The 20,765-nt window shown below is 70.6% G+C and carries 16 protein-coding genes, 1 tRNA gene and 1 pseudogene; 12 read left to right on the top strand and 6 right to left on the bottom strand.

Annotated elements, in window-relative coordinates; all coding sequences use genetic code 11:
* Window positions 1–115 precede the first annotated feature (115 nt).
* The 4 genes from DEJ17_RS01525 (at window position 116) to DEJ17_RS01540 (ending at window position 5,457) form a co-directional block, all read left to right on the top strand.
* The gene (locus DEJ17_RS01525; RefSeq protein WP_258366604.1) at window positions 116–1,225 is read left to right on the top strand and encodes a PDZ domain-containing protein; all 1,110 of its coding nucleotides are present in this window, start codon (window positions 116–118) and stop codon (window positions 1,223–1,225) included.
* Window positions 1,226–1,390: 165 nt separating this feature from the next.
* Window positions 1,391–4,369, top strand: coding sequence for a UPF0182 family protein (locus DEJ17_RS01530; RefSeq protein ID WP_181420988.1), 2,979 nt, complete (start codon window positions 1,391–1,393; stop codon window positions 4,367–4,369).
* 63 nt (window positions 4,370–4,432) lie between these two features.
* Window positions 4,433–4,509, top strand: a tRNA-Met gene (locus DEJ17_RS01535).
* Between the two features lie 108 nt (window positions 4,510–4,617).
* A complete protein-coding gene (locus DEJ17_RS01540; RefSeq protein ID WP_110891760.1) occupies window positions 4,618–5,457 on the top strand; it encodes a carbon-nitrogen hydrolase family protein in 840 nt (279 codons plus the stop codon).
* Window positions 5,458–5,489: 32 nt separating this feature from the next.
* Here DEJ17_RS01540 and DEJ17_RS01545 read toward each other — a convergent pair whose 3' ends face one another.
* The gene (locus DEJ17_RS01545; protein ID WP_110891761.1) at window positions 5,490–6,698 is read right to left on the bottom strand and encodes an aminotransferase class I/II-fold pyridoxal phosphate-dependent enzyme; all 1,209 of its coding nucleotides are present in this window, start codon (window positions 6,696–6,698) and stop codon (window positions 5,490–5,492) included.
* Between the two features lie 191 nt (window positions 6,699–6,889).
* On the opposite strand from DEJ17_RS01545, the gene DEJ17_RS01550 reads away from it, so the two are divergent.
* The 5 genes from DEJ17_RS01550 (at window position 6,890) to DEJ17_RS01570 (ending at window position 13,125) form a co-directional block, all read left to right on the top strand.
* The gene (locus DEJ17_RS01550; RefSeq protein ID WP_258366605.1) at window positions 6,890–8,878 is read left to right on the top strand and encodes a S1C family serine protease; all 1,989 of its coding nucleotides are present in this window, start codon (window positions 6,890–6,892) and stop codon (window positions 8,876–8,878) included.
* Window positions 8,879–9,060: 182 nt separating this feature from the next.
* A complete protein-coding gene (locus DEJ17_RS01555; RefSeq protein WP_071405450.1) occupies window positions 9,061–10,104 on the top strand; it encodes a glycosyltransferase family 2 protein in 1,044 nt (347 codons plus the stop codon).
* A 4-nt stretch (window positions 10,105–10,108) separates the two neighbouring features.
* Window positions 10,109–10,930 (top strand): CDP-alcohol phosphatidyltransferase family protein, encoded by an 822-nt coding sequence (locus tag DEJ17_RS01560; RefSeq protein WP_110891763.1) that lies wholly within the window; start codon window positions 10,109–10,111, stop codon window positions 10,928–10,930.
* Window positions 10,931–10,974: 44 nt separating this feature from the next.
* On the top strand, window positions 10,975–11,850 hold the full coding sequence (locus tag DEJ17_RS01565) for a glycosyltransferase family 2 protein (RefSeq protein WP_110891931.1): 876 nt from the start codon (window positions 10,975–10,977) through the stop codon (window positions 11,848–11,850).
* 42 nt (window positions 11,851–11,892) lie between these two features.
* On the top strand, window positions 11,893–13,125 hold the full coding sequence (locus DEJ17_RS01570) for a CDP-glycerol glycerophosphotransferase family protein (RefSeq protein ID WP_110891764.1): 1,233 nt from the start codon (window positions 11,893–11,895) through the stop codon (window positions 13,123–13,125).
* Between the two features lie 47 nt (window positions 13,126–13,172).
* On the opposite strand, the gene DEJ17_RS01575 is transcribed toward DEJ17_RS01570, so the two are convergent.
* From DEJ17_RS01575 to DEJ17_RS01590, 4 genes are all read right to left on the bottom strand, one after another.
* Complete coding sequence (locus DEJ17_RS01575) at window positions 13,173–13,475, bottom strand: hypothetical protein (RefSeq protein ID WP_110891765.1); 303 nt, start codon at window positions 13,473–13,475, stop codon at window positions 13,173–13,175.
* A gap of 116 nt (window positions 13,476–13,591) precedes the next feature.
* The gene (locus tag DEJ17_RS01580; RefSeq protein WP_110891766.1) at window positions 13,592–14,362 is read right to left on the bottom strand and encodes an ABC transporter ATP-binding protein; all 771 of its coding nucleotides are present in this window, start codon (window positions 14,360–14,362) and stop codon (window positions 13,592–13,594) included.
* Window positions 14,362–15,186 (bottom strand): ABC transporter permease, encoded by an 825-nt coding sequence (locus tag DEJ17_RS01585; RefSeq protein WP_375342551.1) that lies wholly within the window; start codon window positions 15,184–15,186, stop codon window positions 14,362–14,364. The genes DEJ17_RS01580 and DEJ17_RS01585 overlap by 1 nt, the downstream gene beginning before the upstream one ends.
* Before the next feature lie 43 nt (window positions 15,187–15,229).
* Window positions 15,230–15,925, bottom strand: coding sequence for an NTP transferase domain-containing protein (locus DEJ17_RS01590; RefSeq protein ID WP_110891767.1), 696 nt, complete (start codon window positions 15,923–15,925; stop codon window positions 15,230–15,232).
* A gap of 297 nt (window positions 15,926–16,222) precedes the next feature.
* Here DEJ17_RS01590 and DEJ17_RS01595 point away from each other — a divergent pair, with 297 nt between their 5' ends.
* From DEJ17_RS01595 to DEJ17_RS01605, 3 genes are all read left to right on the top strand, one after another.
* Window positions 16,223–17,404: an ABC transporter ATP-binding protein gene (locus DEJ17_RS01595; protein ID WP_258366606.1), complete on the top strand. Its 1,182-nt coding sequence runs from the start codon at window positions 16,223–16,225 to the stop codon at window positions 17,402–17,404.
* Window positions 17,380–18,951 (top strand): ABC transporter permease, encoded by a 1,572-nt coding sequence (locus DEJ17_RS01600; protein WP_110891768.1) that lies wholly within the window; start codon window positions 17,380–17,382, stop codon window positions 18,949–18,951. The genes DEJ17_RS01595 and DEJ17_RS01600 overlap by 25 nt, the downstream gene beginning before the upstream one ends.
* A 97-nt stretch (window positions 18,952–19,048) precedes the next feature.
* Window positions 19,049–19,309, top strand: coding sequence for a DUF3039 domain-containing protein (locus tag DEJ17_RS01605; RefSeq protein WP_099051947.1), 261 nt, complete (start codon window positions 19,049–19,051; stop codon window positions 19,307–19,309).
* A 160-nt stretch (window positions 19,310–19,469) separates the two neighbouring features.
* Here the strand turns inward: DEJ17_RS01605 and DEJ17_RS01610 are convergent.
* Window positions 19,470–20,765 (bottom strand): annotated as a pseudogene (locus DEJ17_RS01610) (nicotinate phosphoribosyltransferase); the annotation flags it as partial.

Here is a 20,765-nt window from a genome sequence, read left to right on the forward strand (position 1 = left end):
ACCTGGGATGCCCCCGTGGGAACGCCCGAAGCGCTGCGCCCAGGGCGAACAGCCCGCGAGACGTGGGCGACCACCCTGCCGCCAGGCGCGGGTGCCCACCTCGGAAGGACCCCGCGTGACCCTCTTCGCCCCCACGCCCCGTCGTCGCTCGCGTGCCCGGACCGTCGGGTGGGCGTTCCTGATCGGCGCGGTCGTGCTGGGCCTGCTGGCGAGCCTGCTGCCCAGCCCGTACCTCATCGAGGTCCCCGGGCCGGTCTACAACACCATCGGCACGCAGCAGCAGGGGACGGGCAAGAACGCGAAGGACGTCAAGCTCATCCAGGTGTCCGGCCACGAGACGTACCCGACGGCCGGCGCCCTCGACATGCTCACCGTCGGGATCCAGGGCGACGCCACGAACCGCCCGTCGTGGACCAGCGTGATCCGCGCGATCTTCACCAGGTCGCAGGCGGTGATCCCGGTCGAGGCGATCTACCCGAGCGGCACCACGACCGAGCAGGTGAACGAGCGGGACTCCGCCGACATGCAGGCGTCGCAGCAGTCGGCCGTCGCCGCCGCGCTCATCCAGCAGGGGAACGACCTGCCCACGGAACTCGAGGTCAGCGCCGTGCAGGAGGGGTCAGCGGCCGACGGCGCGATCGAGAAGGGCGACGTCATCACGGCGTTCGACGGCAAGTCGCTCACGACCAACGCCGACGCAGTGAGCCTGCGCGAAGCCGTCGCGCAGCACGGCACCTCGAGCCCCGCGACCGTCACCGTCGAACGGGACGGCGCGACGAAGGACGTCCGGGTGACGCCGCGCAGCGAGCAGGGCACGGCGCTGCTCGGGGTCGGCGTCACCGAGCGCTACGAGTTCCCCTTCAAGGTGTCGATCCGCCTGCAGGACGTCGGCGGTCCGTCCGCCGGCATGATGTTCGCGCTCGGGATCATCGACGAGATCACGCCGGGCAAGCTCAACGGCGGCAAGCACGTCGCGGGCACCGGGACGATCACGGCGGACGGTGAGGTCGGCCCCATCGGCGGGATCCGGCAGAAGCTCTACGGCGCCGCGGACGCGGGTGCCACGGTGTTCCTCGCTCCCGCGGACAACTGTGACGAGGTCGTCGGGCACGTGCCGGACGGACTCGACGTCTACAGCGTCTCCACGCTCGACCAGGCCGTCACCGACCTGCAGACGATCGCCGACGGCAAGAGCACCGCGAAGCTCGCCCGCTGCGGTTCCTGACCCGGTCCTGAGTCCCCGTACAGGTTCACGTCCGGTCAGGTCCCATAGGATCAGTGTCACTGACGGCCCGCCGCGAGCCGGGCCCGCCGGTCCGACACGTCTGGAGCACATCAAGTGACGACAACCTCGTCCACCTCGGGGCGGCGTTCGCCGCGGGTCCCCATCGTGGTCACGATCATCGTGCTGGCCGCACTGGTGATCGCCTTCTTCATCTTCGCCAGCCTGTACACCGACTACGCGTGGTTCGCGCAGCTCGGGTTCCAGCAGGTCCTCACGACCCGGTGGATCGCCGGGACCCTGATGTTCCTGGCGGGCTTCCTCGGCATGGCGGTCCCGGTCTTCGTGAGCATCGCGCTCGCGTTCCGGTTCCGCCCGGTCTACGCGAAGCTCAACTCGCAGCTCGACCGCTACCAGCAGGTCATCGAGCCGTTGCGGCGTGCCGTGATGATCGGCATCCCCGTGGTGCTCGGCATCTTCGCCGGGCTCTCGACGGCGGGGCGCTGGAGCATGGTCCTCGAGTACTTCAACCGCACGCCGTTCGGCAAGACGGACCCGCAGTTCGGTCTGGACATCGGGTTCTACGTGTTCGAGCTGCCGTTCTGGCGCTCGATCGTGGCGTACTCGTCGGCCGTCGTCCTCATCGCCGGGCTCGCCGCGCTCGCTGCGAGCTACCTCTACGGTGCGCTCCGCTTCGGTGGTCGTGAGGTCCGGATCTCCCGCGCCGCGCGCATCCAGCTCGCCGTCACGGCCGCGCTCTACATCGCCCTGCAGGCGGTCAGCCTCTGGCTCGACCAGTACGCGGCGCTGACGAAGTCGAACTCGCTCATCACCGGCGCGCAGTACACCGACGTCAACGCGGTGATCCCGGGTCGCGAGATCATGGCCGGCATCGCGGCGATCGTCGCGCTGCTCTTCATCATCACGGCGGTCATCGGTCGCTGGCGCATCTCGATCGTCGGTACGGGGCTGCTGCTCGTCGCCGCGATCGTCATCGGCGGCATCTACCCGTGGATCGTGCAGCGTCTGCAGGTGAAGCCCTCGGAGCGCACCTTCGAATCCGCTTACATCGAGCGGAACATCAAGGCCACCCGTGACGCGTACGGCGTCGCCGGCGTCGAGGAACAGAACTACGACGCCACGACCGAGGCGAGCTCGGGTGCCCTGGCGCAGGACGCCCAGACGACGGCGAACATCCGCCTCATCGACCCGAAGATCGTCTCCGACACGTTCAGTCAGCTCCAGCAGTACCGGCAGTACTACCAGTTCCCGGACGAGCTCGACGTCGACCGCTACGACGTCAAGGGCGAGACCGAGGACACCGTGATCGCGGTCCGCGACATCGACCTCGAGGGCCTCAGCTCGGCCGCGAACACCCAGTACAACCGTGCGTTCGTCTACACGCACGGCTACGGCGTCACCGCGGCGTACGGCAACCAGCGTGCGAGCGACGGCAAGCCGGTGTTCCTCGAGTCCGGCATCCCGTCGAACGGTGCGCTGGGCGACTTCCAGCAGCGCGTGTACTTCGGCGAGACCTCGCCGCCCTACTCGATCGTCGGCGCACCGAAGGGCACGAAGGACGTCGAGCTCGACTACCCGTCCGGTTCCGACGACGACAACGGTGGCAACGCGACCACCACGTACGCCGGTGACGGCGGTCCGAGCCTCGGCAACTTCTTCAACCGGCTCGTCTACGCCGCGAAGTTCCAGTCGGAGCAGATCCTGCTGTCGAACGCGGTGAACAAGGACTCGCAGATCCTCTACGACCGCGACCCGATCACGCGCGTGCAGAAGGTCGCGCCGTACCTGACGGTGGACAGCGACACCTACCCGGCGATCGTCGACCACCGCATCCAGTGGGTCGTGGACGGCTACACCACGAGCGACGCGTACCCGTACTCGCAGAGCCAGAGCCTGTCGGACAGCATCGCCGGCGCCGAGTCCTCGACCTACCGCACCGACCAGGTGAACTACATCCGCAACTCGGTGAAGGCCACGGTCGACGCCTACACGGGCAAGGTGACCCTGTACACGTGGGACACGAAGGACCCGGTCCTGAAGACGTGGCAGAAGATCTTCCCGACGTCGACCAAGCCGGTGTCGAGCATGAGCGCCGAACTCCTCGACCACGTGCGGTACCCGACCGACCTGTTCAAGGTGCAGCGCTCGATCCTCGGCACGTACCACGTGACCAACGCCAACTCGTTCTACTCGGGTGATGACGCGTGGAACACCCCGCAGGAACCGACGAGCACGGCGACGTCGGACAGCGATGCCGACACCGCGGCGACGTCGACGAACGCGCTCGGGGCGCAGACGACGACCACGGCGAGCAGGGCGAACCTGCAGGACCCGTACTACCTGACCATGAAGGTGCCGGGGCAGGGGACCGCGTACTCCCTGTACACGACCTACATCCCGCAGCAGTCGGCCGGGGCGAACAACCGCAACGTCCTGACCGGTTACCTGGCGGTGAACTCCGATGCGGGTGGTGCCGGCAAGGGGGAGAAGGCGTCGGGTTACGGCAAACTCACGCTGTTGACGATGCCGAAGACCGACAACATCCCGGGCCCCGGACAGGTGCAGAGCCTCTTCAACGGTGACTCGACGGTGTCGCAGGAGCTGAACATCCTGAAGCGCGGCAACTCGACCGTGAAACAGGGCAACCTGCTCACGCTCCCGGTCGGCGGTGGGTTCCTCTACGTGCAGCCCGTCTACGTCCAGTCGACCTCGAGTGGTTCGTACCCGCTGCTGCAGAAGGTCCTCGTGGCCTTCGGCGACAAGATCGCGTTCGAGGACACCCTCGACGAGGCTCTGAACTCGCTGTTCGGCGGCGACTCCGGTGCGGCGGCCGGCGACTCCGGCGCGAGCGGCAGCGGCAGCGGTTCCGATTCCGGTTCTGGTTCTGGTTCCGGTTCCGCCAGCGGGTCCGGCTCGGACGCGGGCTCCGGCTCCGGCTCGACCGGCTCGACGGGTTCGGGGGCGGCCGACAACGATGCCCTGCAGGAGGCCCTGGACGACGCCAAGGCGGCACTGCAGGATCGCCAGGAGGCCTACGCCGACAACGACCTGGTCGCTGCGGCCGAAGCCGACCAGCGCCTCCAGGACGCGATCGAGGCAGCAACGGCGGCCGAGAGCGGCAGCTGACACACCGTGGCGGGGCACTCGATTTGTGTCCCGCCACGGGCCCGTGTAGGCTTCTAAACGTGCCGCGGGGTGGAGCAGTTCGGTAGCTCGCTGGGCTCATAACCCAGAGGTCGTAGGTTCAAATCCTGCCCCCGCAACCAAGCGCCACATGAAGGCCCCGGTCCAACAAGACCGGGGCCTTCTTCGTGTCCCTGGCTGCAGACCCGACCCGGCCGCAAGCCCGCCGCACCCCCGGGTACGCTCACCGCATGGCCACCCTCACGATCGCGGCGGCGCAGTTCGCCCCCGTGGACGACCCCGTCGCCAACCTCGAGACCGTGCGCACCGCCGCCGTCGACGCGGCGGCCCGGGGCGCGGACCTCCTCGTCACGCCGGAGTACACCTCGTACTTCACCGCCGACATCGACGATCGGTTCGTCGCCGCTGCGCAGCCCCTGGACGGTCCGTTCGTCTCGGGCCTCCGCGACGTCGCCCGCGAGTCCGGCATCGCCCTGGTCGTCGGGGTCGCCGAGTCGGCAGACACGCCGGCGCGCTTCCGGAACACCCTGGTCGCGGTGCTCCCGTCGGGCGACCTGGCGGCGACGTACCGGAAGGTCCACCTCTACGACGCCTTCGGCTCGCGCGAGTCCGACCGTATCGAGTCCGGCGACCCGGAGCAGCTGCCGGTCTTCGAGCTCGGCGGAGTCCGCATCGGGCTCGAGACCTGTTACGACCTGCGCTTCCCCGAGGTCACGCGACGGCTCGCCGCTCCGGAGACCGGAGCGGCCGACGTCGTCGTCCTCCCCGCGGAGTGGGTGCACGGCCCCGGCAAGGAGCACCACTGGCGCACGCTGCTGACCGCCCGCGCGATCGAGAACACCGTCTGGGTCGTCGGGGTCGGGCAGACGCCGCCCATCGGGATCGGCGGCTCGGTCGTCCTCGACCCGTCGGGCGTCGCGGTCGCCTCGGCCGGCGCCTCGCCGACCACGCTCACCGCCACGATCGACACCACCGCCACCGACGCCGTCCGGCGGGTGAACCCGTCGCTGTCGCTGCGGCGGTACGACGTCGCACTGCGCACCCTGTCTGGAGGCCCGGGGCAGTACTGACGCGTCGGTCGCGTCCCCGACGCGGTCGCGTCTCAGGCGCGGGGGCGCGCTCCGAGGGTCGCCAGGCGTGCGGCGGCGTCCTCCAGGACGCTCCGGCGCTTGCAGAACGCGAAGCGCACCAGGGAGCGGTAGCCGGCGACGCGGTCCGGGCGGACGAACGCCGAGACGGGCACCCCGGCGACCCCGGCCAACGCGGGCAGTTCGAGGCAGAACGCACGGGCATCGTCGTACCCGAGCGGCGCGGCGTCGGCGAGCACGAAGTACCCGCCGTCGGGTCGCATCACGTCGAAGCCCGCCGCCGTCAGTCCGTCGGCCAGCAGTTCGTGCTTCGCGCGCAGGTCGGCGGCGATGCCGGTGAACACCGCGTCGGGCAGGCGGAGTCCCACGGCGACGGCCGGTTGGAAGGGTGCGCCGTTCACGAAGGTCAGGTACTGCTTGACCGTCGTGATCGCGTCGACGAGTGCCGGGGGAGCGGTGAGCCAGCCGACCTTCCACCCGGTCGTGTTGAAGGTCTTGCCCGCGCTCGACACCGACACCGTCCGCTCAGCGGCGCCGGGCAGGGTCGCGATGGGCGTGTGCGGGACGTCGAACGTCAGGTGTTCGTAGACCTCGTCCGTGATGATCACCGCGTCGCGCTCGGTGGCCAGGTCGACGATCGTCTGCAGCACCTCGGTGGGCAGGACCCGGCCGGTCGGGTTGTGCGGGGTGTTCACGAGCACCGCGCGGGTGCGGTCGGTGAAGGCCGCGCGGAGCGTGCGCTCGTCGGGCAGGAAGTCGGGCGCGGTGAGCGGGACCGTGACGTGCACGCCGCCGGCCAGCCGGATGAGCGCGCCGTAGGCGTCGTAGAACGGCTCGAAGGTGATCACCTCGTCGCCGGGTTCGACCAGCGCGAGGATCGTCGCGGCCAGCCCCTCGGTGGCGCCGGCGGTGACGAGGACCTCGCGGTCGGGGTCCACCTCGAGCCCGTACCACCGCTGCTGGTGCTCGGCGATCGCCGCCCGCAGGTCGGGGGTGCCCCGGCCCGGCGGGTACTGGTTCACGCCGTCGCGGATCGCCTGCACCGCGGCCTCGAGCACCTCGGCCGGACCGTCCTCGTCGGGGAACCCCTGCCCCAGGTTGACCGCGCCGGTGCTGGCAGCGAGGGCGCTCATCTCGGCGAACACCGTCGGTGCGGGGACCCCGTCCGGTCCGAGCAGCATCGCTCCGTCGGCGGCTCGCAGCCACGGTCCTGCCTGGCGCATGTGGTTCCCTCCCGTGCGGGCGACGACGTGTCGCGCTGAACGGACCCCAACCTAGCTGTCCGTCCCGCGGCGGACCGGACCACCGTGTCCAGCGCACGCATAAGATCGCCAGGGGTGGCTCGCAGCCTCGCCAGAAGGACCGCTCAGGTGGTTGCGACAGACTGCACGAGCTTGAAAGGAGCACGTCCAGCATGACCGACACCACGCCCAGTGGGCAGGGCGACGACCGCCGTCCGGACGATGCGGCTCCGCCTGCCGCCAGTGAGGACGCCGCAGCAGCGGCCACGAGAGGGAACACGTCGATGCCGAACGACTCCGCCGACCAGCCGGACGAGACCCCTCGCCCGAACCAGAACCAGAACCAGAACCAGAACGACGAGACGACCCCGGACCACACGGACGTGATCCCGTCGTCGACGGACCACCCGACCGACCGTTACACCGCGCCGTACCCCGCCGTCTCCGGCGAGTCCTCGGGCGGGCAGCAGGGCGGCTACGGCCAGCAGACGTCGCCGTACGGCCAGCAGGCGCCGCAGCCCCAGAACCCGTACGGCCAGCAGTCCCAGCAGAGCCAGAACCCGTACGGCCAGCAGTCGCAGTACGGCCAGCAGGCGCCGCAGGCCCAGAACCCGTACGGCCAGCAGTCCCAGTACGGCCAGCAGGCCCAGAACCCGTACGGCCAGCAGTCCCAGTACGGCCAGCACTCCCAGTACGGCCAGCAGAGCCAGAACCCGTCCGGCCAGCAGTCCCAGTACGGCCAGCCGGGTGCCGAACGCCCCCGCTACGGCGAGTACGCGCAACCGACGTCCTCGTCCGCTCCGAGCTCGTCCTCCGAGTACGCGAACGCGTCCGCGCAGGCCCCGCAGTCGGCCACGAGTGCCTTCGGCGACGTCGACGCCGCGAACCAGCGCAACGGCCACTACTTCAGCGACGACGCCTCGGGTGCCGCGGCGACCACGACGACCAAGGAGCGCTCGGGCCGCAACAGGCTGCTCCTGCCGATCATCGCCGGTCTCGTCGTGGCCGGGCTCGTGGGTGGCGGTGCTGGATGGCTCGCATCGTCGGCGGCGAACGACGGTGGCAGCGTGGTGTCCTCCGGTTCGTCGCAGGGCGGCAACCTGACCGTCAACGACTACGACTCCGCCACCGTCGTCACCGCGGTCGCGGCACAGGCGACCCCCTCCGTGGTCACGATCAACGTGTCGGCGAGCAACGAGGCCGGCACCGGTTCCGGCGTCGTGATGAGCAAGGACGGCTACATCGTCACGAACACCCACGTGGTCACCCTCGACGGCGACAGCTCGAACGGCCGGATCACGGTGACGACCTCGAACGGCAAGATCTACGCGGGCAAGCTCATCGGCACCGACCCGACGGTCGACCTCGCGGTCATCAAGATCGATGCGAACGACCTCAAGCCGATGGAGTTCGCGGACTCGTCCAAGCTCAACGTCGGGGACACCGCCGTCGCGATCGGTGCGCCCCTGGGCCTGTCGAACACCGTCACCGACGGCATCGTCTCGACCCTGAACCGCAGCATCCAGGTCACCTCGAGCGCGCCCAGCGAGGGCGGCGACTCGAACGAGGGCGGCAACGGCGGCTCCGGGCCCTTCGACTTCTGGGGCAACGGGGACAACGGCAGCAGCTCGTCGGCGAACACCACCGTGTCGCTCCCGGTCATCCAGACCGATGCGTCGATCAACCCGGGCAACTCCGGCGGCGCACTGCTCGACTCCGACGGCAAGCTCATCGGCATCAACGTGGCGATCGCGTCCGCCGGCAGTTCGTCGTCGTCCGAATCGGCCGCCGGCAGCATCGGCGTCGGCTTCTCGATCCCGTCCAACCTGGTCAAGCGGGTCGCGGACGAGATCAAGGACAACGGCTCGGCGACCCACGGCTTGCTCGGCGCGACCGTCGGCGACGCCTCCGAGGACGCCAGCGCCACCCAGATGGGCGCCCTCATCAAGTCGGTCTCGTCCGGCGGTGCCGCGGCGAAGGCAGGCCTGCAGAAGGGCGACGTCGTCACGAAGATCGGTTCGGCGACGGTCTCCGACGCCACCGACCTGACCGCGCAGGTGCGCTACTTCGCGGGTGGCGCCTCGACGACGATCAGCTACCTCCGCGACGGCCAGACCCGCCAGGCCGACGTGAAGCTCGGGACGTTCGACAGCAAGGGCTGACGCCACCACCAGACGGACTGGAGGCCCGGGGCACGACGTGCGCCGGGCCTCCAGTCCGTCACGGGGCGCGTCGCGCGCCCGCGCAGGTGGCGGGTTCGGCCTCTTGATAGGCTCATGGTCGCTCTGCGGGGCGGCACCGCCCCGGTGCGTCCCGTGCCGCCAGCCAGCACCCCGAGGAACGCATGCAGTCAGACGGACAGCCCCTGCCGGGCGTCTCGTACGTGATGCCCGTGCTCAACGAGGTCACCGAGGTCCGGGCCGCCGTCGGCAGTCTGCTCGACCAGGACTACACGGGGCCGTTCGAGGTCATCCTCGCGCTCGGGCCGTCGATCGACGGCACGAACGAACTCGTCGCCGAGATGAGCGCCGCCGACCCCCGGATCCGCGCGATCGACAACCCCGTCGGGTCGACGCCCGCCGGGCTGAACGTCGCGATCCGTGCGTCCGTGCACCCCGTCGTCATCCGGGTCGACGCGCACTCGGTCCTGCCGACCGACTACACGCGCATCGCGGTGCACACGCTCCTCGAGTCCGGTGCGGACAACGTCGGCGGCATCATGCGCGCCGAGGGCCGGACCCCCTTCGAACGGGCCGTCGCCCTGGCCTACGGCAGTCGTGTCGGCCTCGGTGGCACGCCGCACCACGTGGGTGGCACCGCGGGCCCGGCCGAGACCGCCTACCTCGGCGTGTTCCGGCGCGAGCGGCTGTTCGACGTCGGACTCTTCGACGAGGGCATCAAGCGCGGGCAGGACTGGGAGCTCAACCGGCGGCTGCGCCAGACCGGTGGGACCGTCTGGTTCACGCCGGAACTGGTCGTCACGTACCGCCCGCGGCCGAGCCTGAAGCGCCTGGTGCGGCAGTTCGTCGCCACCGGGCTCTGGCGCGGTGAGCTTGCTCGTCGGTTCCCGGCCAACAACGGCCTGCGCTACTTCGTGCCGCCGGCGATGGTCGCGGCGATGGCCCTGGGCATCGTCGCCGGACTCGTCGGCATCGTCGGCGCCGTGCTCGGCACCCCGCTCGCCTGGGCGCTGCTCGGGTTCGTGGTGCCCGTCGTCTACCTGCTCTTCGTCGTCCTGGGGTCGATCGCCGTGGCGCGCCGCTCCGGGCTGCCGACGCTCCTCTGGCTGCTCGTCGTGCTGCCCTGCATCCACGTGGGCTGGGGGCTCGGGTTCATCATCGGGTTCCTGACCCGCACGTCCGAGCTGACCACCCACACGGGACGGTGACCCAATGACCGACCAGCCCACGACCGGCCGCGGATCCGCGCGCCCGACCTCGATCGCCGAGCTCCGGGCCGTCGCCCAGCCGGACGAGGTCCGTGCCCGCGCCAACGCCGAGCACTGGACGGCCTCGCTGTACCTGCGCGACGTCTCGCCGTACCTGACCTGGGTGCTCCTGAAGACCCGCGTCAGCGCGAACCAGGTCACCGGCCTGATGATCCTGGTCGGCTGGAGCGTCGCCGCTGCCCTGCTCATCCCCGGCATCTGGGGCGCTGCGCTGGCGCTGGTGCTCGGCCAGCTGCAGATGCTCGTCGACTGCTCCGACGGCGAGGTCGCCCGGTGGCGCGGCACCAAGTCGCCCGCCGGGGTGTTCCTGGACAAGGTGGGGCACTACACGACCGAGGGGCTGATCCCGGTCGCGCTCGGTGTCCGGGCCGCCACCTGGCCGATCCACGGCGCCGACTGGATGTGGACCACGATCGGTTGCGCGCTCGGCCTGGTCATCGTGCTGAACAAGGCCCTCAACGACATGGTGCACGTGGCCCGCGCGAACGCCGGGCTCGACAAGCTCGTCGACCGGCGGGATGCCTCCACCGCGCCGTCCGGCCGCAAGCTCGCCTCGCTCCGCCGCCTGGCACGGTTCCTGCCGTTCCACCGCCTGTACCACTCGGTCGAGCTGAGCATGCTCGCGTTCGTCTTCGCCCTGCTCGCCCTGGTGATCGGTGACCCGCTCGCCAGCCGGATCCTGGTCGGTGCACTGCTGCCGCTGGCCGTGCTCGCGACGATCGGGCACTTCCTGGCGATCATGGCCTCGAAGCGGGTCAAGGCGTGACCGAGGACACGACCGTGCCCGGCACCACGCGCCGCCACGCGGTGGTGGACCGCGGACGACCACGCATCGCCGTGGTCAGCCTGTCGCAGGGCACCCGGCCAGACGACCTTCGCCGCGGCCTCGACAGCGTGCTCGCGCAGCAGGACGTCGAGCTCGACGTCGTCTGCGTCGGCAACGGCTGGGCGCCGACCGGCCTGCCGGACGGCGTGCGGGCGCTGGCCCTGCCCGAGAACGTCGGGATCCCGGCCGGGCGCAACGCCGGGGCCGAGGTCGTCGACGGCGACTACGTGTTCTTCCTCGACGACGATGCGTCGGTGCCGTCGCCGACGTTCCTGCGCGACGCGATCGCGCTGTTCCAGCACGATCCGTCGCTCGGCCTCGTGCAGCCCAGGGTCGTCGACCCCACGGGCGCCGCGAACCCCCGCCGGTGGGTACCGCGCATCCGGAAGGGCGAGCCGGACCACTCGTCGCCGGTCTTCTCGGTCTGGGAAGGCGCCGTCGTGCTGCCGATGGACGTGTACCGGGCCGTCGGCGGATGGGGTGGCGAGTACTTCTACGCCCACGAGGGCATCGAGCTCGCCTGGCGCGTCTGGGATGCCGGCCGTCGGACCTGGTACGCCGGAGACCTCGTCGCGCACCACCCCGCGATCGACCCGGCGCGGCACACCGAGTACTACCGGTTGAACGCCCGGAACCGGGTGTGGCTCGCTCGGCGCAACCTGCCGGCGGTGCTGCGGCCGGTGTACGTGGGGTCGTGGGCCGCGATCCAGATCGCGCGCTGGTGGCGTCACCCCCGCCGGCTCGCCACCTGGTTCGGTGGCATCCGTGAAGGATGGACGACCGACTGCGGTCCGGTCCGCCCGATGGGCTGGCTCACAGTCGCACGGATGACCATCGCAGGGCGGCCGCCGGTCGTCTGACCCGCCCGCCCCGTCCCGCCAGAGCAGACCCGGAGAAGGACCATGTCGATCATCAGCGACCTGCGGACCGCACTGCGGCTCGTCGAGCGACTCCTGACGTCGCGCCGGAACCGTCGGCAGCTCGCAGGGCGACTGCCGTCCGCGCCCGAGCCGACGCCCGGTTCGATCGAGATCGCCGTGTACTTCGCCGACGGCCCGGTCAACATGTACCAGGTGCGCCAGTGGTACGCGCCGCTGGCCGAGCTCGCGAAGACGCACCCGGTGGCGATCGTCTCGCGGAGCCCGGGCACCATGCTGACCCTGCTCGACGAGTCCCCCGTGCCCGCGGTCTACGCCCGACAGGTGGTCGACCTCGAGCACTTCGTCGACTCCCAGGCGCCGAAGGTGGTGCTGTACGTCAACCAGAACGCCCGCAACTTCCAGATGATGCGGTACGGACGGATGTGGCACGTCTTCGTCAACCACGGCGAGAGCGACAAGATGTACATGACCACGAACCAGTTCAAGGCGTACGACTACGCCCTGATCGCGGGCGACGCCGCACGTGACCGTCTGGCCGAGGCGCTGTGGGACTACGACCTGGACGCCCGGACCATCGCGATCGGGCGCCCGCAGGCCGACCACTTCGCCGGAGTGGCTCCGTACCCCGACGACGACCGGACCGTCGTGCTCTACGCACCGACGTGGGAGGGTGACCGCGGAGCCGCGGCGTACGGGTCGATCGCGTCGCACGGCACGGTCATCGCCGAGCAGGTGCTCGCGTCGCCCCGCCACCGTCTGGTGTACCGCCCGCACCCGCGCAGCGGTGTCCTCGACCCGGCGTACCGCGCGGCGCACGAGCGGATCGTCGCGGCGATCAGCGCGGCGAACGCTGCCGACCCGGCGGCACACCACCTGTACGACGACGGCGGCGACCTCGGCTGGCAGCTGGCGGACGCCGACGTGGCGATCACCGACATCAGCGCGATGATCTACGACCGGCTGGCGGTGGGCAAGCCGCTCATCGTCACGCGGCCGGTGTCGCCGGAGGCCGATGTCGACGAGCGCGGCTACCTGAGCGCCGCGAACTGGCTGACCGCGCGAGACGCCCCGTCGGTGCTCGCCCGTGTCGACGCGGCCGCGAGCGACGCCGAGGAGCTCGCGCGCCTGCAGCACTGGGTCGCCCGGTACTTCGGCGACACGACCCCGGGCGCTGCCACGGAGCGCTTCCACGCGGCCGTGGAGTGGCTGCTGGAGCGGTGGCGGACCGTCGCCGCCGAACGCGACGGGCGCTGACGGCCCGTCGTCACCCCGGGTGCTCCGTGCCGTCCGCCGGTACGGCGTCACGGCTGGAGACCAGGTTCGACGAGCGACATCCGCCAGAGGTACTCGGACCGGTCGGGTCGGCGCCACCGGACGATGACGACCCCGGTGTCCTCGGGGTCGGCGCCGAAGACCGCCAGGGACAACGATCGGCCCGGGTCGAGACGGCGAACCGCGAGCGGCGGGCAGTAGCCGTTGCCCAGATGGGTGAGGGAGAGTCCGTCGACCGGCTCGGGGCCGGTGTTGACGAGGTCGTACCGACGCGGTGCGTGCGATCGGTCGACGGCGAACGGGACGGCGTACGCGGTTGGTGGGTGGTGCATGGGGGGAACGCTAGGGGGAGGGTCCGACGGCGGGACCCCGGGTGCGGCCACGAGGGCCGGGGCTGTGGAGGGAGCCAACGACACCCGTGTTGGTGCAAGGGGAGTACCCCGGTCGGTCAGGAGCCGTAGTCGGCCGCGTACCGGGCCAGCGCGGCTTCGATGGTGTCGTCGAGCTGCAGGCGCCCCTTGTCGAGGTAGAGCCCACGGTCGCAGAAGCGGCGGAGGTCCTTGTCGCTGTGTGAGACGAAGAACAGCGTGCGGCCACCGGCCAGGAGCTCCTCGATGCGCTTGTAGCACTTCTCGCGGAAGGCCTTGTCGCCCACGGCCAGTACCTCGTCGACCAGGATGACCGGCTCGTCGAGCCGCGAGATCACCGCGAACGCGATTCGGACCTTCATGCCGCTCGACAGGTGCTTGTAGGGGGTGTCCACGAAGTCGGCGATCTCGGCGAAGTCGATGATCTCGTCGAAGGCGTCGCGGATCTCGGCCCGTGACATGCCGTGCAGGCCGGCCGTCAGGTACACGTTGTCGCGCACGGTGAGGTCGCCGACGAAGCCACCGGTGATCTCGATGAGCGGCGCGACGCCTGCGCCCACGTCGACGCGGCCCTCGTCGGGCAGCATGACCTGGGCCACCAGCTTCAGCAGGGTCGACTTGCCCTGTCCGTTCCGCCCCACGACGCCGATCGCCTCGCCGGGCCGGACGTCGAACGACACGTTGCGGAGCGCCCAGAACTCGTCGGCGCGCTTGCGTCGCCCGCGTCCGGCGAACAGGTCCTTGAAGTTCCGGCTCGCCCGACGGTTGCGCTTGAAGCAGATGCCGGCGTCGCGCACCGAGATGACCGGGGCGACGGTCTCGGTGCGTCGGGTCTGGTCGGTCGCGGTCATCACAGCTCCTTCAGCACGCGGTGCTCGCTGCGGCGGAACACCGCGAACCCGATCACCAGGACGATGCCGGTCACGACCACCGAGGCGCCGACCTCGAGCCAGTCGAGCTGGCCGGGGAAGAAGGCCGCGCGGTACATGCCGAAGATGCCGGTGAGCGGGTTGATCGCGGCGATGTCGCGCAGGGCGGACGGCAGGGCATGCGTGCCGTAGACGATCGGGGACGCGTAGAACAGGAACCGCAGCACGAGCTTGGTGGCGCGCTCGAGGTCACGGAAGAAGACCACGAGCGGCGCGACGATGAGGCCCAGGCCGTAGACCAGCGCGCACTGCAGCACGATCGCCAGCGGGAAGAACACGACCTGCCAGTGCAGGTGGGCACCCGTCCCGATCGCGAAGGCGGCCAGGACCGGCAGGCTCAGCAGGAACTCGATGCCCTTCGACGCGTCGATCCGTGCCACCCAGATGGTGCGGGGGATGGTGGTCGAGCGGATGAGCTTCGATTCCTTGATGAACGCCCGGGTGGAGTCCGAGACGCCACCGGTGAACCACATCCACGGCAGCAGCGCGGACAGCAGGAACACGATGTACGGGTCTTCACCGACCGAGCCGCGGTGGAAGACCTGCGTGAAGACGAACCAGTAGATCCCCGACATGACGAGCGGGTCGAGGATCGACCAGACGTAGCCGAGCGCCGACGTCGAGTAGCGGACCCGGAGGTCTCGGACGGTCAGCAGCCAGAGGGCCTGACGATAGCGCCGACCGGCGCTCCGGGCATTCGCGGGGGCGGCAGCCACGGGCGCGGTCGGCGCACTCGCTGTGGTCACGGTTTCCCTTCGGGCGGAGCCGCCGAGGGGTCCTGACGGTGGTTCAGGCGAACAGGTTGTTCGCGCGCTCGAGGTCCTCGGCGAAGTCGATCTCGACCGCGTACAGGTCGGAGATGTCGATCGGCGTCCAGCGTAGCCCGTCCTCGGCGATGGCAGCCTCGATGCCGCCCTCGAAGTACTCCTGGTCGTCGACGCGCCCGAGCTGGCGGATGAGGGCCTGCTTGTCGGCAGCGGAGACGTAGTTGATCCCGACGGCTTCGCCGAGACCCCCGACGACCTGCTTGGAGAGCTTGTGGATGAAGCCCTCGGCGTCGACGGTGTACTTGACCTCTTCGTCGGAGACCTTGTCGGTGTTGACGCTGACGAAGGAACGACCCTCGTCGATCATGTCGGCCGCACGGACGAGCGCCATCGGGTCGAAGACCACGTCGCCGTTCATCCAGAGGACACCGCTCTTGCCGGTGGCCTTGAGGGCGCGCAGCAGGCTCTTCGAGGTGTTGGTGGAGTCGTACGACTCGTTGTAGACGAAGTTCGCTTCGGGGAACGCCTCGACGATGTGCTCCGACTTGTAGCCGACCACGATCGTCACGCGGGCGCCCGAACCGAACGCGGCGCGGATGTTGTCGAACTGCTGCTGCATGATGGTGCGGCCGTCACTGAGCTCGGTGAGCGGCTTCGGCAGGCTGCGGCCGAGACGGCTGCCCATCCCCGCTGCGAGGATCACGATCTGCGTGGTCATGCTGGTCCCTTCTGGTGTCCGCCCGCGCACCCTGGGGTACGGGCGGGCCTCGTCGAGTCTGCGCTTCCAACGTCCGAGTTGCCCGAGAACCGGTCGCGCCGACGTGGACGTCGCTGCGAGGAGGCCGCCGGGATCGCCTGCTGGAGCAGGTTTCCAAGTGGTGAACACTCCTTCGTGCCCTGGTGAATGATACGGAAACACCCCCTCGCGGGGTACGGGTCTGCGCGCTTCGTACTCAATTCGTGACCCTGACCGGGTCGGTTCCCGCCGGTCGGAGAGCGTTGGTACGGTTGGTCGATGCCAGCGCGAGCAGAGAACGAGGACGTGTACGCCACGGCCGACGCTGCCTGGATGACCGAGGCGGGGGACGCCGACGAAGCGGACACCGCTGCGGCTGCGGAGGACGACGCAGCCGACGACGACACGGGGGACACGGATGCGGACGACGCCGCCACTGATGACGCGATGACCGACGAGACGACGGCCACCCGCACCGACGACGCGACGGCCACCGCGCCGCGCCCCGCGAAGGCACGGAGCGGCAGGGGACACACCAAGCGCCCGACCAAGGCCGCCGCGCCCACCGACGCCCAGCCTCCCGTCCCGACCGACGCGGACGACGCGACGGACGACGCCGACCGGACGAGCGCCGCAGCCACACCGGCGGCGAAGAAGCGCGCGCCCCGCACCGCCGCGCCGAAGCAGCCGCAGAAGCTCCAGCCCGTCGTGCTCGAGGCGAGCGGCCTGGTGAAGCGGTACGGGCAGACCCTGGCGGTCGACGAGGTCGACCTCGAGATCCGACAGGGCTCGATCTTCGGCGTCGTCGGCCCGAACGGTGCCGGCAAGACGACGACCCTGTCCATGATCACCGGTCTGCTGCGTCCCGACGCCGGCTCGGTGACCGTGCTCGACCACGACGTCTGGGCCGACCCCACGGCGGCGAAGCGCAGCCTCGGTGTCCTGCCGGACCGGCTCCGCCTGTTCGACCGGCTGACCGGGGCGCAGCTCCTGTACTACTCGGCCACGCTCCGCGGGCTCGACGGTGCCACCGCACGGAAGCGCAGCGCCGACCTCGCGGAGGCCTTCGGGCTGGGCGAGGCGCTCGGCCGACAGGTCGCCGACTACTCCGTCGGCATGGCGAAGAAGATCGCCTTGGCCGCGACCCTCATCCACTCGCCGCGGGTGCTCGTGCTCGACGAACCGTTCGAGTCGGTCGACCCGGTGAGCGCCGCGACGATCACGGACATCCTCCGCCGGTACACCCGGGGTGGCGGCACCGTCGTGCTGTCGAGCCACTCGATGGAGCTCGTGCAGCGCACCTGCGACTCGGTCGCGATCATCGTCGGCGGCAAGGTCCTGGCGTCCGGCACCATGGCCCAGGTCCGGGGCCGCAAGAGCCTCGAGGACAAGTTCGTCGAACTCGCCGGCGGTCGTGTCGTCGCAGAGAGCATGGAATGGTTGCACAGCTTCTCCGGCTGAGGGCGGACCTGCTCGCGGGCGAGGTCCGCGGCACCGCCCGCCGGTCCGTCGCCGTCGTGCTCGGCAGCTTCGTCGGACTCCTCGCCGCCGTGTTCGTCGCGTCGCAGACCATCGCCCTCGGTGACACCGATCCGGACGTCGCGCGTGCGGTCATCGTGCCCGTCGGCACCCTGATCACCTTCGGGTTCACGGTCGTGCCGCTCGTCGTGGGGCGGAGCGACCAGCTCGACCCGCGGCGCTTCGCGGTCTTCGGCATCGAGCGACGTCGCCTGGCGATCGGCCTCGTCGTCGCCGGCCTCGTCGGCATCCCGGTGATCGGGGTGGTGGTCGTCGCGGTCGGCCAGGTCGTCGCGTGGGCACGCGAACCCGGGCTCGGGCTGCTCGCGGTGCTCGGCGGTGTGCTCGGCGTCGCGACCTGTGCGCTCCTGATCCGCGTCTGCTGCACCGTCGGTTCGCGGCTGATCGGCCCGGACCGCTCCCGCGACGCCGGGTGGCTGGTCGCCCTGGTCATCGTCGCGCTCGCGATCCCGACGGTCGCGCTGCTGGTCCGCGTCGACTGGCTCGATCCGCAGGGCGCCGAGATGCAGCGCGTCGCGGACGTCGCCGGGTGGACTCCTTGGGGTGCGGCATGGGCCGTGCCCGCCGATGTCGCGAGCGGCCACGTCGGCGCCGGGGTCGTCAAGCTGCTCGTCGCGGTCGTCGTCGTCGCGCTCCTCGCCTGGGGGTGGTGGGCGCTCGTCGGCCGTGCGCTCGAGACCGTCGACGACCGTGCCCGCACCCGCCGCTACCAGGGCCTGGGCTGGTTCGACCGGTTCGGGTCGGCGCCGGTGTCGGCCGTCGCCGCCCGCGCGCTCACCTACTGGGTGCGCGACCCGCGGTACCGCACGTCGTACCTGATCATCCTGCTCGTGCCGATCGTCGTCATCCCGCTCGGTGTCGCCGGGGTGCCGTGGCAGTGGACCGCCCTCGTGCCGCTGCCGCTGATGGCCTTGATCGCCGGGTTCCTGCCGCACAACGACGTCTCGTACGACAACACCGCCGTGTGGCTGCACGTCGCCTCCGGTGCGCCCGGGTGGAGCGACCGGCTCGGTCGGGTCGTGCCCGTGCTCGTCGTGGGGGCACCCGCGATCGTCGCCGGGGCCGCGATCTCCGCGCGGCTGTTCGGTGACTGGGCGGCGTTCCCACTGCTCATCGGCGTGAGTGCGAGCGCGCTGCTGTCCGGCCTCGGGTTGTCGAGCGTCCTGTCCGTGCTCATGCCCTACCCGACGGTGCGACCGGGTGACCACCCGTTCCAACAGCCGCAGGCCGCCGGCGTCATCGCCACGGTCGCACAGGCGTCCATGGTGATCGGCATCGTGCTCTGCACGGTTCCCGCGGCCTGGCTCGCGGTGCTCGCCGCCGTGCAGGGCCCGGAGCCCTGGTCGGTCCTGACGCTGCTGGTGGGCATCGGGGTCGGTGCGGTCGTGCTCGTGATCGGGGTCTCCGCCGGCGGGCGTCTGTTCGACCGCCGCGGCCCTGACCTGCTCGCCGCGGCGCAGCGCAACTAGCGACACAGCGCAGCCAGCGACACGGAGCGACCAACGCCAGGATCGCCCAGCGCGGACGAGCGGCGCGCCCGAGGGCGGACCGTCGTACCCTGGACCCATGAGCATGACGGAACCAGGCGGCGGCCTCGACGTGATGGACCGGGAGCTCGAGAAGCTCCTCGAAGACGAAGCGATCGAACCCGGTGACCACGAGCGGTTTTCGCACTACGTCAAGAAGGACAAGATCCTGCAGTCGGCCCTGTCCGGCAAGCCGGTCAAGGCCCTGTGCGGCAAGAAGTGGATCCCGGGTCGCGACCCGGAGAAGTTCCCGGTCTGCCCGGACTGCAAGGCCATCTACGAGAAGATGAAGGCCGAGTAGACGTGACCAGCAGACGGACGGGAGGCCCGTGGCGACGCCGCCATGGGCCTCCCGTCCGTTCGTCGGCCGATTCGTGAGCAGCAATGGTCGCGTCCGTCGCACAGACCCGACCGTTTCTGCTCACGAAGCGGCGACGCGACGCGACGCACGTGCGCGCGCGCTAGATCATCAGGGTGGGGATGGCGGGGTCGCCGCGCCCGATGCGTGACGCATCCGCGGGCAGCTCCGCCTTCGCCCGCCTGTGGTGCGCACGTGCGGCCTCGACGCCCTGCGTGCCGAGGAACGCCTGGTCGACCTCGCCGCCGGTGACGACGGGGACGAGCAGCGGTCGTTCGTCGGGTCCGACCTGTGCACCCGTGAGCACGATCTCGGCGGTGGCGACGCCGTTGCGGAGTCGTCGGCCCGCCTCCTTCCGGCCGCCGATCGACGCCTTGTCGGCCGACTTCTTGGCGACCGGGACCCAGTCACCGCCGTCCGCGTCCCGGTGCGCGACGAGCTTGAACACCATGCCGGCGGCCGGGTGCCCGGAGCCTGAGACGACCGACGTGCCGACGCCGTACGAGTCGACGGGGGCGGCCCGGAGCGCGGCGATCGTGTACTCGTCGAGGTCGTTCGTCACCGTGATCTTCGTGCCGGTCGCGCCGAGCCGGTCGAGCTGCGCACGCACTGCAGCGACGACGGACGGCAGGTCGCCGCTGTCGATCCGGACGCCGCCGAGCTTGCCGTCGGTGAGCCGGACGGCCGTCTCGACCGCGGCCTCGATGTCGTAGGTGTCGACGAGCAGGGTCGTGCCGCTGCCGAGCGCGTCGAGCTGCGAACGGAACGCCTGCTCCTCGGAGTCGTGCAGCAGCGTGAAGGCGTGCGCGGCGGTGCCCATCGTGGGGATGCCCCAGGTGCGGCCGGCCTCGAGGTTGCTCGTCGCGCCGAAGCCGGCGATGTACGCGGCGCGGGCAGCGGCGACCGCGTTCCACTCGCCGGTGCGGCGGGAGCCCATCTCGGCGAGCGGGCGGCCGTCGGCGGCGGAGACCATGCGGGCGGCGGCCGAGGCGATCGCGGAGTCGGCGTTGAAGATGCTCAGCGCGAGGGTCTCGAGCACGACGGCCTCGGCGAAGGTGCCCTCGATCTGCAGGATGGGGGAGTTCGGGAAGTAGACCTCGCCCTCCCGGTAGGCGCGGACGTCCCCGCTGAACCGGTAGTCGGCGAGCCACGCGGCGGTGCCGGCGTCGATGACGCCGCGGTCGCGCAGGAACCCGATCTCCTCGTCGCCGAAGCGGAAGTCGCCGAGGGCGGTGAGGAAGCGTCCGAGCCCGGCCGCGACGCCGTAGCGGCGGCCGTCTGGCAGCCGCCGGGCGAACACCTCGAAGACGCATCGGCGGTCGGCGGTCCCGTCCTTCAGGGCGGCGTCCACCATGGTGAGCTCGTACTGGTCGGTGAGGAGCGCGCTGGTCACGTCTCC

The sequence above is a fragment of the Curtobacterium sp. MCSS17_011 genome (genome assembly GCF_003224275.1).
Taxonomy (GTDB): Bacteria; Actinomycetota; Actinomycetes; order Actinomycetales; family Microbacteriaceae; genus Curtobacterium.